This window comes from Halopseudomonas yangmingensis (assembly GCF_900114825.1).
In the GTDB taxonomy this organism is placed as follows: Bacteria; Pseudomonadota; Gammaproteobacteria; order Pseudomonadales; family Pseudomonadaceae; genus Halopseudomonas; species Halopseudomonas yangmingensis.
Genome location: NZ_FOUI01000013.1, coordinates 1 through 17,573 on the forward strand (window position 1 = coordinate 1; position 17,573 = coordinate 17,573).

At 60.4% G+C, this 17,573-nt stretch carries 15 protein-coding genes; 1 reads left to right on the forward strand and 14 read right to left on the reverse strand.

Annotation, left to right across the window (positions count from 1 at the left end; translation table 11 throughout):
* Positions 1–455: 455 nt before the first annotated feature.
* The 4 genes from htpG to BMZ23_RS11335 form a co-directional block, all read right to left on the reverse strand.
* Complete coding sequence (gene htpG, locus BMZ23_RS11320; RefSeq protein ID WP_093477176.1) at positions 456–2,357, reverse strand: molecular chaperone HtpG; 1,902 nt, start codon at positions 2,355–2,357, stop codon at positions 456–458.
* A gap of 91 nt (positions 2,358–2,448) precedes the next feature.
* Positions 2,449–3,432, reverse strand: a complete 984-nt coding sequence (locus tag BMZ23_RS11325) for a hypothetical protein (protein WP_093477180.1) — start codon at positions 3,430–3,432, stop codon at positions 2,449–2,451.
* Positions 3,433–3,462: 30 nt separating this feature from the next.
* Positions 3,463–3,909 (reverse strand): PaaI family thioesterase, encoded by a 447-nt coding sequence (locus BMZ23_RS11330; RefSeq protein WP_093477182.1) that lies wholly within the window; start codon positions 3,907–3,909, stop codon positions 3,463–3,465.
* A complete protein-coding gene (locus BMZ23_RS11335; RefSeq protein ID WP_093477504.1) occupies positions 3,902–4,363 on the reverse strand; it encodes a PaaI family thioesterase in 462 nt (153 codons plus the stop codon). Before BMZ23_RS11335 ends, BMZ23_RS11330 begins: the two co-directional genes overlap by 8 nt.
* A gap of 180 nt (positions 4,364–4,543) precedes the next feature.
* On the opposite strand from BMZ23_RS11335, the gene BMZ23_RS11340 reads away from it, so the two are divergent.
* Entirely contained in the window at positions 4,544–4,864 is a 321-nt protein-coding gene (locus tag BMZ23_RS11340) for a hypothetical protein (RefSeq protein ID WP_177197277.1), read from the forward strand.
* A 33-nt stretch (positions 4,865–4,897) separates the two neighbouring features.
* Here BMZ23_RS11340 and BMZ23_RS11345 read toward each other — a convergent pair whose 3' ends face one another.
* The 10 genes from BMZ23_RS11345 to sdhC all read right to left on the reverse strand — a co-directional run bounded on the left by BMZ23_RS11345 (position 4,898) and on the right by sdhC (position 17,253).
* Entirely contained in the window at positions 4,898–5,653 is a 756-nt protein-coding gene (locus tag BMZ23_RS11345) for a DUF599 domain-containing protein (RefSeq protein ID WP_093477187.1), read from the reverse strand.
* Between the two features lie 87 nt (positions 5,654–5,740).
* Complete coding sequence (sucD, locus tag BMZ23_RS11350) at positions 5,741–6,625, reverse strand: succinate--CoA ligase subunit alpha (protein ID WP_093477191.1); 885 nt, start codon at positions 6,623–6,625, stop codon at positions 5,741–5,743.
* The gene (gene sucC, locus BMZ23_RS11355; protein WP_093477196.1) at positions 6,625–7,791 is read right to left on the reverse strand and encodes an ADP-forming succinate--CoA ligase subunit beta; all 1,167 of its coding nucleotides are present in this window, start codon (positions 7,789–7,791) and stop codon (positions 6,625–6,627) included. Before sucC ends, sucD begins: the two co-directional genes overlap by 1 nt.
* Before the next feature lie 175 nt (positions 7,792–7,966).
* Positions 7,967–9,403, reverse strand: coding sequence for a dihydrolipoyl dehydrogenase (gene lpdA / locus BMZ23_RS11360; RefSeq protein WP_093477199.1), 1,437 nt, complete (start codon positions 9,401–9,403; stop codon positions 7,967–7,969).
* Between the two features lie 84 nt (positions 9,404–9,487).
* Positions 9,488–10,741, reverse strand: a complete 1,254-nt coding sequence (gene odhB, locus BMZ23_RS11365; protein WP_093477203.1) for a 2-oxoglutarate dehydrogenase complex dihydrolipoyllysine-residue succinyltransferase — start codon at positions 10,739–10,741, stop codon at positions 9,488–9,490.
* Between the two features lie 46 nt (positions 10,742–10,787).
* Positions 10,788–13,628, reverse strand: a complete 2,841-nt coding sequence (locus tag BMZ23_RS11370) for a 2-oxoglutarate dehydrogenase E1 component (protein WP_093477208.1) — start codon at positions 13,626–13,628, stop codon at positions 10,788–10,790.
* Positions 13,629–14,027: 399 nt separating this feature from the next.
* Positions 14,028–14,732 carry a succinate dehydrogenase iron-sulfur subunit gene (locus tag BMZ23_RS11375; protein ID WP_093477505.1) on the reverse strand — a complete coding sequence of 235 codons (705 nt, stop codon included), beginning with the start codon at positions 14,730–14,732 and terminating at the stop codon, positions 14,028–14,030.
* Between the two features lie 11 nt (positions 14,733–14,743).
* Positions 14,744–16,516: a succinate dehydrogenase flavoprotein subunit gene (sdhA, locus tag BMZ23_RS11380; protein WP_093477213.1), complete on the reverse strand. Its 1,773-nt coding sequence runs from the start codon at positions 16,514–16,516 to the stop codon at positions 14,744–14,746.
* Entirely contained in the window at positions 16,517–16,885 is a 369-nt protein-coding gene (gene sdhD / locus BMZ23_RS11385; protein ID WP_093477215.1) for a succinate dehydrogenase, hydrophobic membrane anchor protein, read from the reverse strand.
* Entirely contained in the window at positions 16,879–17,253 is a 375-nt protein-coding gene (gene sdhC, locus BMZ23_RS11390) for a succinate dehydrogenase, cytochrome b556 subunit (RefSeq protein WP_093477518.1), read from the reverse strand. The genes sdhD and sdhC overlap by 7 nt, the downstream gene beginning before the upstream one ends.
* Positions 17,254–17,573 lie beyond the last annotated feature (320 nt).

The following is a 17,573-nucleotide window of genomic DNA, read 5'->3' on the forward strand; positions in this document are numbered from 1 at the left end:
CCCAACCCCGGCAGCCTTGCAGGCTGCTCTGCCGAATGAATTCGGCGGGCCCAGAACCCAACCCCGGCAGCCTTGCAGGCTGCTTTGCCGAATGAATTCGGCGGTCCCAAAAAGCGGGCTGTGCTGAACGCCGGTCTGGCTGACGGTGCGTTCCTCTGGGACCGCCGACTTCAGTCGGCCAGCACAGCGAAGCTGTGCGCTGGGGTGGGGGTGGGGGTGGAAACCCGGCAGCCTTGCAGGCTGCTTTGCCGAATGAATTCGGCGGTCCCAGAACCCAACCCCGGCAGCCTTGCAGGCTGCTCTGCCGAATGAATTCGGCGGTCCCAGAACCCAACCCCGGCAGCCTTGCAGGCTGCTCTGCCGAATGAATTCGGCGGTCCCAGAAAACAAACGCGTCGGTGGGGCAAAAAATAACCCCGGTTTTGGGCCGGGGTTGTTTTTTGCCGGGGTGGTGGTTAGCGGCTGAGTTCTACCAGCAGGCTATTCAGGCGACGTACGTAGGCGCCGGGGTCCTGCAGGGCTTCGCCGGCGGCCAGGGCGGCCTGGTCGAAGAGGATGCGGGTCAGGTCGGCAAAGCGTTGCTCGTCCTGCTCGGCGTCCAGTTTCTCCAGCAGCGGATGCTGCGGGTTGACCTCGAGGATCGGCTTGCTCTCCGGGGCTTTCTGTCCGGTGGCTTCGAGGATCTTGCGCATCTGCACGCCCATGCCGTCCTCGTTGATTACCAGGACTGCCGGCGAGTCGGTCAGGCGATGCGATACCTTGACCTGGTCGACATCGGCACCCAGCACCTCCTTGATACGCTTGAGCAGATCTTCCTTGGCCTTGGCCACCTCTTCCTGGGCCTGCTTGTCTTCATCCTCGAGCGTACCCAGATCCAGATCACCACGGGCAATATCGACAAACTGCTTGTCCTTGTATTCGCTCAGGTGACTCATCAGCCATTCGTCGATGCGGTCGGTCAGCAGCAGCACTTCGATGTTCTTCTTGCGGAAGATTTCCAGGTGCGGGCTGTTGCGTACCTGACTCCAGCGCTCGCCGGTCAGGTAGTAGATCTTGTCCTGGCCTTCGACCATACGCTCAAGGTAAGCATCCAGACTGACGTTCTCGCTGTCGTCGCTGTTGCTGGTCGAGGCGAAGCGCAGCAGGCCGGCGATTTTCTCGCGGTTGGCGAAATCCTCGGCCGGGCCTTCTTTCATCACGCTGCCGAACTGTTTCCAGAAGGTGGCGTACTGCTCCGGCTGGTTCTTCGCCAGTTTCTCCAGCATGTCCAGCACCCGTTTGGTCAGCGCTGATTTCATGCTGTCGATCGCCGGGTCCTTCTGCAGGATCTCGCGCGAGACGTTAAGCGACAGGTCGTTGGAGTCGACCACGCCCTTGATAAAGCGCAGGTACAGCGGCAGGAACTGCTCGGCATCATCCATGATGAACACCCGCTGCACATACAGTTTGAGGCCGCGCGGCGCCTCGCGCTGGTACAGGTCAAAGGGCGCACGGCCGGGTACATACAGCAGGCTGGTGTATTCCAGCTTGCCTTCGACCTTGTTGTGGCTCCAGCTCAGCGGGTTTTCATAGTCGTGAGCGACGTGCTTGTAGAACTCCTGGTATTCCTCGTCCTTGACCTCGGTACGCGGACGGGTCCAGAGCGCGCTGGCGCGATTGACGCTTTCCCACTCGGTTTCAGCCGGCTTGTCCTGCTCTTCACCGAAGTGCTGCTTGGGCAGTTCGATCGGCAGGGAGATATGGTCTGAGTACTTCTTGATGATGTTGCGCAGGCGCCAGCCATCGGCAAACTCGGCCTCGGCGGCCTTCAGGTGCAGTACGATGCGGGTGCCCCGCTCGGGCTGCTCGACGGTGGCGATGTTGAATTCGCCCTCACCGGTGGACTCCCAGTGCACGCCCTCAGTGGCCGGCAGGCCGGCACGGCGGGTATACACCTCAACCTTGTCGGCAACGATAAAGGCGCTGTAGAAACCGACGCCGAACTGGCCAATCAGTTGCGAGTCTTTTTTCTGGTCGCCAGTCAGTTGTTGCATAAAGGCGGCGGTGCCGGACTTGGCGATGGTGCCGAGGTTTTCGATGACTTCCTCGCGCGACATGCCAATGCCGTTGTCTTCAATGGTCAGGGTGCGATTTTGCTCGTCACCGCTGATACGGATACGCAGGTTCGGCGCATCTTCCAGCAATTCGGGTTTGGCGATGGCCTCGAAGCGCAGCTTGTCGGATGCATCCGAGGCGTTGGAGATCAGCTCGCGCAGGAAGATTTCCTTGTTCGAATACATCGAATGGATCATCAGGTGCAGCAGTTGCTTCACCTCGGTCTGGAATCCACGCGTTTCCTTTTGAGCTTCCACTGTCATGGGGTCAGGTCTCCGGTTCTGGTTGTCAGGGACGTTGAACAGGAGCTGATATGGGGCGTTGTCAGGTTTTTTCAAGGGCTGCCCGCGCCACTCAGTCGTCCACCACCACCTCGATGCGGGTCAGACTCATGGGGAAAAACTGCAACATGACCTGGTTGCCGCCCTGGGGCAGCTCCAGCAGGATGCGTCGCTCTGGCGTCAAGCCACGCAGCAAGCCCTGGTGCACCCGCCCGCTTTCGCTGACAAGGCGCGCCTGACGACCTTCCCAGCGACCGGGCGAGGCCAGCAGCTGTTCCACTCCAATGGGCTCCCAGCGAACAGCCGAAGCGGCAGGCACCGGTTCCGGCAGTGCCTCTGCCTCTCTGGTGGTTGTCTGCGACGCTAGCAGTGACACTGCCTGCAACCAGTCAGGCGTCTGCTCCAGCCGGATATCACCACTGATACGGGTTGACCAGACCACTGGCAGTTGCAGATGCAGCTGAATCCGCAGCTGCCCGTCAGGTTGCGGCTGAAAATGCAGGTCGATGCTGTAGTCACGCTCGATTCGCATTAACTGCGGTTCGGCAAAGCCGCCTGGGTGACGCTGCAGCAGCAGTTCAGGCCAGGGGCCGCTGTCGCCGGGCAACAGTTGCAGGTGCAGTTGGCGCGAGGAAAGCGGCACAGTGTCCAGCAAGATACGCAGGGATTTGTGTTCACGACTGCCCCTGCGCTCGATCAGCCGCAGTTGGCGCCCCTCCAGTCTGGCTTCGTGTGGCTGAAAATCCACGCCGAGCAGCGTGCCCGCCGGCAGTTGTTGCTGTTGCGCCGTTGGCGAAGCGAGGCTGGTCAATGCCGCGAAGCGTGCCGGTTGCTGTTGCTGCAACGCCAGCAACCCGCCGGCCAGGCTGAGCGTGCCCAGCAGCAACAGGATACGCGGCCATAACGGGTAACCCTGACGGCGCACCAGCAGGGTAAACCAGGGCAGCAGCAGGGCCAGCAGCCAGCGTGACATGCCAAGCGTCCAGCTGCGACCAGCCAATGCGACCCAGCCAAGCAATAGCAAGAGCATACCGGCCAGTATCAGCAATGCTTCCATGGAGCCTCCCTGTGCCGGCACATGCAGCGCTCAGTCCAGCTTGAAATGGGCCCGTGCCGTAGCAATGGGTTCCTGCGAGCTGGTTTGCCAGGCGGTTACCGAGACATTTCCGATCCGGCGCCCTTGCCGCCAGACCTGACAGGTGGCGAAGGTGTCGCGGTTCAGTCCGGCGCGCAGGTAGTCGATCGACAGGTCAATAATGCGCGGAAATGCCGGGCTGTGCATCTTGATCATCAGATGCAGCATGGCGGCCTGCTCCATAAAGCCGGCAATCACACCCCCGTGGATGGCCGGCAGCATCGGGTTGCCGATATTGTCCGGTTTGATCGGCAACTGGAAGACCAGTTCTTCGCCAAGGCGCTGCATGCGCATGCCGATCATCCGCGCGTAGGGAATGGTCTCGATCAGCGGGGTGTAATCACCGCTGTCGTGGGCTTCACGCACACGCAGTTCAATGCTTTCGGTCTGCTCAACCATGTGTGGCCTCCCCTGCCGGTTTGCCCGGCATCATACCCTTGCCCATGCGCATAAAGGCTCCGACCACGTGGGCCAGGGGCCGCTCGCGGCTGTCCTGAAAGGCAATGCCGCGGGTGAAGATGACTGTAGAGGTCATCCGGTAGCATTCGGCAAAACCGTAGATGGGCTTGCCTGGTTCAGCCGGATGCATGTAGTCGATACGCAGATCCAGCGTCGGGCAGATCTCGAATTCGGGCAGGTAGCAGACAGTCGAGATACCGCAACAGGTATCCATCAGCGTGGTAATGGCTCCGCCGTGAACTACACCCGTATAGGGATTGCCGACAATGGCTTCGGAAAACGGCAACTTCAGCAGCAGACCGTTTTCGTCGGCCTGCTCCACTGTCATGCCAAGCACCTGGCAGTGCCGCAAAATGGACAGAAAGCGGTGTGCCCGCTCTTCAATACTCGTCATCAGGATCACGCCCCGCATTGTTCGGCAAGGTCAGGAATATTACGCCGATCGTTGTCGATTGACCATTGTACTGCCATGCTGGGGAACCTTTGGCCAGTTAATCTGCCAAAGGGTGAGCCCCTGTGCAGCATTCGCTACAGGGGGCTGTTTGCCAGAAAAACAGACAACAAGGAGTGAGTCATGCAGAAGAAAACCATCGCCGCCAGCCTGCTTATCGCCAGCCTGGGCCTGCTGGGCGCCTGTCAGAGCGAACCCGAGGACAAGCTGGATTCAGCCGCCAGTTCGGTCAACGAAGCCGTGCAGAACCTGGGTGATGCTGCCGAGCAGGCGGTTCGCGAGGCTACCGGCACCGAGAAAACCACCGGCGAGCGCATCAGCGAGAATATCGATGAAGCCGGCGAGGCCGTCGGTGAAGCCTACGACAAGAGTGCCGAAAAGGTTCACGAGACCTACGAAAAGACCAAAGAACTCATTCACAGCGAAGACCACAGCGAGCACTGACGCCGTGGCTGCGGCCTGTCACCGGCAGGCCGCCTACCCTTCCTCGTTACGCTCACCAGAGTCATTGAAACGGGTTGGTGTAACCATCATGGCGCGCAGCACATCCGAGTGGAATTCACGGCGGTAGAGCACGCCCACCACCCCGGCAGTGCAGAGCATGAACAACCACGGATTGATAAACCAGCTGAGCAATGCCAGCCCGAAATAGTAGGCGCGCAGCCCCAGGTTGAACTCGTGGGCAGCCATCGACAGCACGCGCGCACCGCGTTCGGCAAAGGCCCGGCGCTCGCTTTCATTGACGCTCTTCTCGCCCATCAGGGGCGCTGCCCCCAGCAGTACCGACGCAAAGTTGTACTGGCGCATGCCCCAGGAGAAGGTGAAGAAGGCGTAGACAAATATGCCCAGCAGCACCAGCAGCTTGAGTTCGGACACCTCTCGGCTGACCGTGGCAACGAAGGGCAATTCCTGCAGCAGGCTCTGGGCACGATCAGTGGCACCCAGCACGGTAATCAGACCCGCCAGAATCAGCAGGGTACTGGAGGCAAAGAACGCTGTATTGCGCTCAAGGTTACCGATTACGCTGGCATCCGCTACACGCTGGTCGCGCAGCAGCAAGCGATTCATCCAATCCTTGCGGTACAGGTGCAGCACGCTGGCCAGGCAGGCTGTGTCGCGCCCCTTGTAGTGGGCATAGAAGCTGTAACCCACCCAGCACACCAAAAACCAGGCAAAGGCCGTGAGATTCAACAGCAAATCATCAGCGGCAGGCAACGCGGGCAACGTAGGCATATCCTCTCCGGAAACAACAGCAGCCGGCAGTATAGCCAGAAACACGAAACCCCGCGTTAGCGGGGTTTCGTTGGGCGCGGCAATGAATTACTTCTTCATTTCCCAGCCAGTCAGCTCGGACAGTGCCTTGCCGATGTCGGCCAGCGAACGCACGGTTTTCACACCGGCATCTTCCAGCGCGGCGAACTTCTCGTCGGCAGTACCCTTGCCGCCAGAGATGATCGCACCGGCATGGCCCATACGCTTGCCAGCCGGGGCAGTCACACCGGCGATGTAGGACACTACCGGCTTGGTGACGTTGGCCTTGATAAAGGCGGCTGCCTCTTCTTCGGCGCTGCCGCCGATTTCGCCGATCATTACGATGGCTTCGGTCTTCGGGTCGTCCTGGAACAGCTTCAGGATGTCGATGAAGTTGGAACCCGGAATCGGGTCACCGCCGATGCCAACGCAGGTGGACTGGCCAAAACCGGCGTCGGTGGTCTGCTTCACGGCTTCATAGGTCAGGGTGCCGGAACGCGAGACGATACCCACCTTGCCCGGCAGGTGGATGTGACCGGGCATGATGCCGATCTTGCACTCGCCAGGGGTGATGACGCCGGGGCAGTTCGGGCCGATCAGGCGCACGCCCAGCTCGTCACACTTGACCTTGGCGTCGAGCATGTCGAGGGTCGGGATGCCTTCGGTGATACAGACGATCAGCTTGATGCCGGCGTTGGCCGCTTCCAGGATCGAGTCCTTGCAGAACGGCGCAGGCACGTAGATCACGCTGGCGTCCGCACCGGTGGCAGCAACGGCGTCGGCAACGGTATTGAATACCGGCAGGCCGAGGTGGGTGGTGCCGCCCTTGCCGGGGGTCACGCCGCCGACCATCTGGGTGCCGTAGGCAATCGCCTGTTCGGAGTGGAAAGTACCCTGGGAGCCGGTGAAGCCCTGGCAGATGACCTTGGTGTCTTTATTGATCAGGATGCTCATTATTTACCCTCCGCGGCCTTGACGACTTGCTGGGCAGCGTCGGTCAGACTGGTTGCAGCGATGATGTTCAGACCACTGTCGGCCAGCACCTTGGCGCCGACATCCGCATTGTTGCCTTCAAGGCGCACAACCACCGGCACTTTGACGCCGACTTCCTTGACTGCGCCAATGATACCTTCGGCGATCATGTCGCAACGTACGATGCCACCGAAGATGTTGACCAGTACCGCCTTGACGTTGCTGTCGGAGAGAATGATCTTGAACGCTTCGGTAACGCGCTCCTTGGTCGCTCCGCCGCCTACGTCGAGGAAGTTGGCCGGCTGACCACCGTGCAGGTTGACGATGTCCATGGTGCCCATGGCCAGGCCGGCACCGTTAACCATGCAGCCGATGTTGCCTTCCAGCGCTACATAGTTCAGTTCGAACTTAGCCGCGTGGGCTTCACGCGGGTCGTCCTGCGACGGGTCGTGCATGGCACGCAGCTTGGGCTGGCGGTACATGGCGTTGCCGTCGATGTTGATCTTGGCGTCCAGGCAGTGCAGGTTGCCGTCTTCCTTGATCACCAGCGGGTTGATTTCCAGCAGGGCCAGATCGTAGTCGGCAAACAGTTTGCCCAGACCAACGAAGATATTGGTGAACTGCTTGATCTGGTCACCCTGCAGGCCCAGCTTGAATGCCAGCTCGCGGCCCTGGTAGGGCTGCGGGCCAACCAGCGGGTCGACGGTGGCCTTGAGGATCTTTTCCGGGGTTTCCTCGGCAACTTTCTCGATTTCCACGCCGCCTTCGGTAGACGCCATGAACACGATACGACGGGTGGAACGGTCCACTACGGCGCCCAGGTAGAGTTCCTTGGCGATGTCGGTGCAGGATTCAACCAGAATCTTGCTGACCGGCTGACCATTGGCATCTGTCTGGTAGGTCACCAGACGCTGACCCAGCCACTTCTCGGCGAAAGCCCGGGCCTCGTCCTTGCTCTTGACCAGCTTGACACCACCGGCCTTGCCGCGGCCACCGGCGTGCACCTGGGCCTTGACCACCCACATGTCGCCGCCAATCTTGTCACAGGCGTCTGCCGCGTCTTCGGGAGTATCGACAGCAAAGCCCTTGGAGACAGGAAGACCGTATTCAGCGAACAGCTGCTTCCCCTGATATTCGTGAAGATTCATGCGTTATCTACCGTTTCATCGTGTAGGAATTGCGATTATGACCATGGCCATGCTGCACCACCGCCACCCTTGACCCCGCGGGGGCCTGACCGGCCGCAACCGGAACTTGAATACCTTGATGTTGCCAACGGACTGCCGGGCCCGGTCAGGACCCGGCAGTCACAGGAGCGTCAGTTTAACGCTTCTTGCGATTGGCGACATGAATTGCGTGACCATTGACCGCCAGCGCTGCCTCATGCAGGGCTTCGGACAGGGTCGGGTGCGAGAACACCATCATGCCCAGATCTTCGGCACTGCTGCCGAATTCCATGGCGATGGCGCCCTGCTGGACCAGCTCGGCGGCGCTCGGACCTATCACGTGTACACCCAGTACGCGGTCGGTCCTGGCGTCGGCGATCATCTTGACCATGCCGCCGGTATCGTTGGCTGCCATGGCCCGGCCACTGGCGGCAAACGGGAACACCCCGACATTCACCTCGACACCTTCGGCCTTGAGCTGCTGCTCGTTCTTGCCAACCCAGGCGATTTCCGGGTGGGTGTAGATCACCGAGGGGATCAGGTCGTAGTTCATTGCCGCCTTGTGGCCGGCGATGCGCTCGGCGACCATCACGCCCTCTTCCGAGGCCTTGTGTGCCAGCATGGCGCCACGCACCACGTCACCCACGGCATACACGCCGGGAACGCTGGTAGCGCAGTAGTCATCAACAAAGATCATGCCGCGCTCGTCAAGGTTGACGCCGCTGTCGGCAGCCAGCAGGTTCTCGGTCCAGGGACGGCGACCGACCGCCACAATCAGCTTGTCGAAGGTCAGTTGCTGGTCGCCCTCGGCATCATTGAAGGACACGGTGACCTGCTTGCGCTTGATCTCGGTGCCGGTAACCCGCGCGCCCAGACGAATCTGCAGCCCCTGTTTGGTCAGGGTCTTCATGGCTTCCTTGGCGATTTGATCGTCAGCCATCGAGAGGAACTTGTCCTGCGCCTCGAACACCACCACCTCGGCACCCAGACGGCGCCATACCGAACCCAGCTCCAGGCCGATCACACCGGCACCGATCACGCCGAGCTTCTTGGGGACGCTGGTGAATTCCAGGGCACCGGTGGAGTCAACGATGATGTCGTCGGTCAGGGGCGCTGGCGGAATCTCGATCGGGCGCGACCCCGAGGCCAGAATCACGCTTTCAGCTTCCAGTACATCAACCTTGCCGTCTGGCGAGGTGACTTCGACCTTCTTGCCGGCCAGCAGCTTGCCGTGGCCTTCGATGCTGGTCACGCCATTGGCCTTGAACAGCGCGGCGACTCCGCCGGTGAGTTGCTTGACGATCTTGTCCTTGCGCTCGATCATCGCCGGCACGTCGATGCTGACGCCCTTGACTTCAATACCGTGCGCCTGGAAGCCGTCCTGAGCTTCGTGGTACTTCCAGGAGGTGTCCAGCAGCGCCTTGGAGGGAATGCAGCCGACGTTCAGGCAGGTGCCGCCAAGTGCCATCTTGCCGTCCTTGCCGGTGTACTTCTCGACACAGGCGGTTTTCAGGCCGAGCTGGGCGGCGCGAATGGCCGCCACATAGCCACCCGGACCACCACCAATCACCACTACATCGTATTTCTGGGTCATAACTTTTCCTCGTTTGCAGCCGGGCCGGTGGCCAGCAGCCACCGACAGCATGCGATCCGCGCCCGTGGGCGCGGCACGCGGTGATCAGATTTCCAGCAGCAGACGCGCCGGATCCTCGAGCAGATCCTTGACCGCGACGAGGAAGCTGACTGCCTCCTTGCCGTCGATCAGGCGATGGTCATAGGACAGAGCCAGGTACATCATCGGCAGAATCACTACCTGACCATTCACCGCCATCGGCCGTTCCTGGATCTTGTGCATGCCGAGAATCGCAGTCTGCGGCGGGTTGACGATCGGCGAGGACAACAGCGAGCCAAATACGCCGCCGTTGGAGATGGTGAAGGTGCCGCCGGTCATTTCCTCGATCGACAGTTTGCCGTCACGCGCCTTGCGGCCGTAGTCGGCAATGCCGCCTTCGATCTGGGCCAGGCTCATGAATTCGGCATTGCGCAGTACCGGTACCACCAGACCGCGGTCGCTGGATACTGCCACGCCAACATCCATATAACCGTGGTAGACCACATCGTTGCCGTCGATCGAGGCATTCACACCGGGGAAACGCTTGAGCGCCTCGGTGACGGCCTTGACGAAGAACGACATAAAGCCCAGACGCACGCCGTTGTGCTTCTTCTCGAACAGGTCCTTGTACTTGCTGCGCAGGTCCATGACCGGCTTCATGTTGACCTCGTTGTAGGTGGTCAGCATGGCCATGGTCGATTGTGCCTCGACCAGACGCTGGGCAACCCGTGCACGCAGGCGGGTCATGGGCACGCGCTTCTCGATGCGGTCACCTTCACCCAGTGCGATGGTGGCATCGCTGGCGGCAGCCGGCTTGGCAGCGGCAGCAGGCGCAGCCGCCTGAGCTGGTGCCGGCGCGGCGGCCGGGGCATTCTTTTTCGCTTCGATGGCGTTAAGCACGTCTTCCTTGGTGACCCGGCCACCCTTGCCGGTACCGGCAATGCTGCCGGGGTTGAGGCCGTTTTCTTCGGCCAGCTTGCGCGCGGCCGGGGACAGCATCGGCTCTTCGCCTTCCTCGGCCACAGCTTCGCTGGCGGCCGGGGCGGCGGCAGGCGCGGAAGCCGGTGCGGCACTGGCCGTGGCGCCGGCATTCAGGGTACCCAGCAGTTCACCACTGAGGACGGTATCCCCTTCATTCTTGAGGATATCGCCAATCACGCCATCGGCCTCGGCCAGAACTTCCATCACTACCTTGTCGGTTTCGATGTCGACGATCAGCTCGTCACGCTTGACGGCTTCGCCAGGCTTCTTGTGCCAGGTGGCCACAGTGCCGTCGGCGACGGATTCGGGGAATGCAGGTGCTTTGATTTCAATTGCCATGGTAAATCCTTGATCAATTCGTCTGTGTGTCTGCCGCGTGTTGCGCTCATTCAACCGTGAAGGCGTCCTGCAGCAGTTTGTCCTGTTGTTCGGCATGCAGCGACGGGTAGCCACAAGCTGGTGCCGCAGAGGCCTCACGGCCGGCGTATTGCAGATGCAGATTCTTCGGCTTGAGCTGGGCAATTACCCGACGCATATGGTGCTGGCTGCAATACCAGGCGCCCTGGTTCATCGGCTCTTCCTGACACCAGACGACATGCTTCAGATTCTTGTACGCCGACAGCACCTCGAACAGATCGTCCTCGGGGAACGGATACAGCTGTTCGATACGCACGATGGCGATGTTCTCCTGCCCTTCGTTGCGGCGCTTCTCCAGCAGGTCGTAGTAGACCTTGCCGCTGCACATGATCACCCGATCGACTTTCTTCGGATCTATCGCATCGATTTCCGGGATCACCGCCTGGAAGGAGCCTTCGGCCAGATCTTCCAGTGAAGAGATGGCCAGCTTGTGACGCAGCAGTGACTTGGGTGTCAGGGCGATCAGCGGCTTGCGCAGCGGACGGATCACCTGACGGCGCAGCATGTGATAGACCTGTGCCGGGGTGGTCGGTACGCAGACCTGCATGTTGTGCTCGGCGCACAGCTGCAGGTAACGCTCCAGACGTGCCGAGCTGTGTTCCGGGCCCTGCCCTTCGTAACCATGCGGCAGCAGCATGGTCAGGCCACAGAGGCGACCCCACTTGTGCTCACCGCTGGAGATGAACTGGTCAAATACCACTTGGGCTCCGTTGGCAAAATCGCCAAACTGGGCTTCCCAGATCACCAGCGCATTCGGGGTGGTGGTGGCATAACCGTATTCAAAGGCCAGCACCGCCTCCTCGGACAGCAGCGAATCGTAGATATCAAAGCGCGGCTGGCTCTCGGACAGATTGGCCAGCGGAATGTAGGGCACGCCATCCTTCTGGTTGTGCAGCACCGCATGACGGTGCGAGAAGGTGCCGCGACCCACGTCCTGGCCGGTAATGCGCACCGGGTGCCCTTCGTGCAGCAGGGTGGCGTAGGCCATAGTCTCGGCAAAGCCCCAGTTCAGTGCCAGTGCACCGGCGGCCATCTTGCGGCGGTCCTCGACAATCTTGCCGACCTGACGCTGTACCACCAGTCCGTCAGGAACGGTATTCAGACGGTTGGCCAGCTCCTGCAGGGTCTTCAGGTCGAAGCGGGTATCGTGACGCGCTGTCCACTTGTGGCCCAGGTAGGGCGCCCAGTCAACAAAGGAGCCGGTATCCGGTTCCTTGACCAGGCTCTTGACCACGTGCTGGCCGTTGTCCAGCGCGGTGCGGTAGTCCTCGACCTTGGTCAGCACAGCCTCCTCGTCAAGTACGCCTTCGGCAATCAGCCGCTCGGCGTAGATTTCACGGGTGGTCGGGTGCTTGGCGATTTTTTCGTACATCAACGGCTGGGTGCCGGACGGTTCGTCCGCTTCGTTGTGGCCGCGACGACGGTAGCAGACCAGGTCGATCACCACGTCACGCTTGAACTGCATGCGGTAATCGACCGCCAGCTGGGTAACGAACAGTACAGCCTCAGGGTCATCACCGTTAACGTGGAAGATCGGTGCCTGAATCATCTTCGCCACGTCGGTGCAGTACTCGGTAGAGCGCGCATCTTCCTGGCGGCTGGTGGTGAAGCCGACCTGGTTGTTGACGATGATATGGATGGTTCCGCCGGTCTTGTAGGCCCGGGTCTGGGACATCTGGAAGGTTTCCATGACCACGCCCTGCCCGGCAAAGGCGGCGTCGCCGTGGATGCCGATCGGCAGCACCTTGTCGCCACTGGTGTCCTTACGGCGATCCTGACGGGCGCGTACCGAGCCCTCCACAACCGGCGAGACGATCTCCAGGTGCGATGGGTTGAACGCCAGTGCCAGGTGCACTTCGCCGCCCGAGGTCATCACGTTGGAAGAAAAGCCCTGGTGGTACTTCACGTCGCCGGAGCTGAGGGAGTCGTTCTTCTTGCCCTCGAACTCGTCGAACAGGTCACGCGGGTTCTTGCCGAGGATATTTACCAGCACGTTCAGACGGCCGCGGTGGGCCATGCCCAGCACTACTTCCTGGATGCCGTAGGAGCCGGAACGCTGGATGATTTCGTCGAGCATCGGAATCAGGCTCTCGCCGCCCTCGACACCGAAACGCTTGGTACCGGGGTATTTGGTGCCCAGGTATTTCTCCAGGCCTTCAGCGGCGCTCAGGCGCTCCAGCAGGTGGCGTCTGGATTCGGCCGAGTGTTGCGGCTTGCCACGCACGCTTTCCAGACGCTGCTGGAACCAGCGGCGCTGGGTCGAGTCGACAATGTGCATGTACTCGGCACCGTAGGTCGAGCAATAGGTCGACTTCAGGGCATCGAGAATGTCTGCGAGGGTGGCCTCTTCCTTGCCGATAAACAGCTCACCGGTGCGGAATGGTGTATCCAGATCGGCGTCGGTCAGCCCGTAATCGGACAGGTTCAGGTCAACGATTTCCGGACGCTTCCAGAGACCCAGCGGATCGAGGGTGGCAGCCTGGTGGCCGCGCATGCGGTAGGCCTGAATCAGGCGCAGCACATCCACCTGTTTCTTTTCGTGGGCACTGCTGACCTGGCCGGTGGCTGTCGTCTGAGGGCGACGGCGCCCACTGGCAAGCAGCTGGAAATGCTCGCGAACGGTGGAATGGGATACGTCCGAACCACTGTTGCTTCCGGCCTGCGGCAGCTTCTGGAAGTAGCTGCGCCATTCATCGGCAACGCTGTTCGGATCGTGCAGATAGAGCTCGTAAAGCTCTTCAACATAGGAGGCATTCCCGCCGGATAGATGGGACGTGCTCCACTGCTGCTGCATAACGCTGTCTGGCATGCTTGGTCACCCTCATAAAGGGGACACCACCTGGTGCTGAGACCATTAATCTGGCAAAACCTCTGCCCTCCACTTGCCGGCAGACCGGTGGTGGTGTGGCACTCCTGCTGCCACATCACGGCACCAGCCAGCGCGGCCAGGCGGAAGATTGCCGGCCCCTACAAGTAGTTCGGGTTGTACCCGATTGCCCCTGTTGGTTTAGCTAAACAGATCGCTGCTTTGTGGGCTGCGATCCGACTTCTAGGAAGCAGTGAACAGTATCCTGCATTGCCAGAACCCCAGGTTACTATTCAGTGCCCCCTTACTACCCGAGCGGAATCTTGTGCCAGATTCCGTCCGGTGATACTGGAAACCGGCGAGGCTTGTGACCTCGCCGGCTCCAAACAACAGCCTAGTCGATCAGGTCCCGCTCTGCAGCAGCATGTTGCGGATGTGGCCAATCGCGCGGGTCGGGTTCAGACCTTTGGGGCACACATTCACGCAGTTCATGATACCGCGGCAGCGGAATACACTGAACGGATCATCCAGGGCCGCCAGACGCTCTTCGGTGCGGGTGTCACGACTGTCCGCCAGGAAGCGGTAAGCCTGCAACAGGCCAGCGGGACCGATGAACTTGTCCGGGTTCCACCAGAACGAGGGGCAGGAGGTGGAGCAGCATGCACAGAGAATACACTCGTACAGACCATCCAGTTTCTCGCGCTCCTCGGGCGACTGCAGGCGCTCGATAGAGGGCGCCGGCGTGTCATTCTGCAGATACGGCTGAATCTTTTCGTACTGCTTGTAGAAGATGCTCATATCAACGGCCAGGTCACGTATGACCGGCAAACCGGGCAGCGGGCGCAGCACCAGCTTGTTGCCCTTCACCACCGCCGACAGCGGAGTGACGCAGGCCAGGCCGTTCTTGCCGTTGATATTCATGCCGTCCGAGCCGCAAACACCTTCGCGGCAGGAGCGGCGGTAGGACATCGACTCATCCTGTTCCTTGATCAGGGCCAGCACATCAAGAACCATCAGGTCCTTGCCGCCGGTATCCACCTGGAAATCCTGCATGCGCGGCGCGCTGTCACTGTCCGGGTTATAGCGGTAAACACTTACTTGCAACATGTTCATCACCCTCAGTAGGTACGCACTTTAGGTTCGAATGCCGGAACTGTCTTCGGCGCGAAGTTCACAGCACGCTTGCCGACACGCTTGTCAGCCGGGAAGTACAGACTGTGGCACAGCCAGTTGGCGTCGTCACGGTCCTCGTAATCTTCACGGGCGTGTGCACCACGGCTTTCGGTACGCGCATCAGCGGCAATCGCAGTGGCTTCGGCGACCTCCAGCAGGTTCTGCAGTTCCAGCGCTTCGATACGGGCCGTGTTGAAGGCCTGGCTCTTGTCGTTGATCTTCAGGCGACCAATGCGCTCGCGCAGGTCAGCCAGCTGCTTGATCCCTTTCTGCATGTACTCGCCGGTACGGAATACACCGAAGTAGTTCTGCATGCACTGCTGCAGCTCTTTACGCAGCGGCGCCACATCTTCGCCTTCCTTGCGGCTGTTGATGCCGGACAGGCGCGACAGCGAGGCTTCGATATCCGACTCGGAGGCGCCACGGTAGTCGATGCCTTCCTTGAGCGCGCTTTCCAGGTGCAGGCCAGCGGCACGACCGAAGACCACCAGGTCGAGCAGCGAGTTGCCACCCAGACGGTTGGCACCGTGCACCGATACGCAAGCCACTTCGCCCACAGCAAACAGACCATCGATGATGGTGTCGTTGCCGTTGGCATCCTGGGTGATCGCCTGACCATGAATGTTGGTGGCAATACCACCCATCATGTAGTGGCAGGTCGGGATAACCGGGATTGGCGCGGTGACCGGGTCCACGTGAGCAAAGGTCTTGGACAGTTCACAGATGCCCGGCAGGCGGCTGTGCAGCACTTCCTCACCCAGGTGGTCGAGCTTCAGCAGCACGTGATCGCCATCCGGACCACAGCCGTTACCGGCGATCACTTCCTTGACCATCGAGCGGGCGACCACGTCACGACCGGCAAGGTCCTTGGCGTTGGGCGCATAGCGCTCCATGAAACGCTCGCCGTGCTTGTTGATCAGGTAACCACCTTCACCGCGGCAACCTTCGGTAACCAGTACACCGGCACCGGCAATACCGGTCGGGTGGAACTGCCACATTTCAATGTCCTGCACCGGCACACCGGCACGCAGGGCCATGCCGACACCGTCACCGGTGTTGATCAGCGCATTGGTGGTGGATGCATAAATGCGGCCGGCACCACCGGTCGCCAGCACAGTGGCCTTGGCACGGATATAAACGGTTTCGCCAGTCTCGATGCAAATGGCGATAACACCCACCACGGCACCATCCTGGTTCTTCACCAGATCGACGGCATACCATTCATTAAGGAAGGTGGTGTTGTGCTTGACGTTGTTCTGGTACAGCGTGTGCAGCAGTGCGTGACCGGTACGGTCAGCGGCGGCGCAGGTACGGGCAGCCTGGGTCGGGTTGTCCGGGCCCTTGGACTGGCCACCGAACGGACGCTGGTAGATGCGGCCCTGCTCGGTACGCGAGAACGGCAGCCCCATGTGCTCCAGTTCGAACACTGCTTCCGGGCCTACTGAACACATGTACTCGATGGCGTCCTGGTCACCGATGTAATCGGAGCCCTTGACGGTGTCGTACATGTGCCAGCGCCAGTCGTCGTTCGGATCGGCCGAAGCGATGGCGCAAGTGATACCGCCCTGGGCGGATACGGTGTGCGAGCGGGTCGGGAATACCTTGGTCACCACGGCAGTCTTGTGACCACCTTGCGCCAGCTGCAGTGCTGCACGCATGCCGGCACCGCCACCACCAATAATGATGGCGTCAAAAGTAAGAGTACGCATGTTAGCCATTTAGAATCCCCACAGAATCTGCACGCCCCAGACAAACAGCACGAACATGGCCAGACCGCAGGCTGCCTGGAACAGGAAGCGCACTACGGTTGCAGCCTTGCCGAAAGCCATCGATGTCAGGTAGTCGGTTGAAATTGTCCACATTCCCACCCAGGCATGGGCGCTGAGGGAAACCAGCGTGAGCAGACTGAAGATCCGCATCCAGTTCTGGCTGAACAGGCCGTGCCAGTCAGCATGGGTCAGACCCGGATTGGCAATCAGAAAGCCGAGCAGGAACAGCACGTAGGCGGCCAATACCACAGCCGATACACGCTGAACCATCCAGTCATACAGGCCGCTGCGCGACAGGTTGGTGACGTTGGTTACCATATCCAGACTCCCAGCAGAACAATCAGTACGACGGAAACGGCGATGACGATCTTCGACCCCAACTTGCCGCTCTCCAGGCCTTCACCGATACCTGCATCCATCACAAGGTGGCGGATACCCGCAACCAGGTGATACAGCAGTGCGGAGACCACGCCCCAGGTGATGAATTTCACCAATGGGTTCTGCATCAGCGTCTTGACTTGCTCGAAACCGGCCTCGGAACCCAGTGACAGCTCCAGCATCCAAAGCATCAGTGCAATGGCGAGGAACAGGATCACTCCCGAGATACGGTGAGCAATGGACGTGTACGCAGTGATGGGTAGTTGTATGGTCCTGAGATCCAGGTTGACAGGTCTTTTGCTATTCACGGCTGCATTCACACTCATGGCCCGAAACAACAGGGCTGGTTTATTGGAAGGTGTACGTTCTTGGGTACCCCAATGACCACAAACCTGCGCGCCAGGCGCAGGAACAAGCCATTTTTGCCGGCCATGGAGTATAGAGAGTTGCCCCCCTGATTACAACGACACACATTGTTTCAACTGTCCGGCGAATACCCTGTTCTGCTATCTGGTGATGCACTTTGGGGACACATGAAACCCGCATTGCTGCGGCCTTTCCATTGGCCAACGGTAGAATTGACAAACGGGATTATCACCTTATAGTGATCCGGGCCCTAAATGGGGGG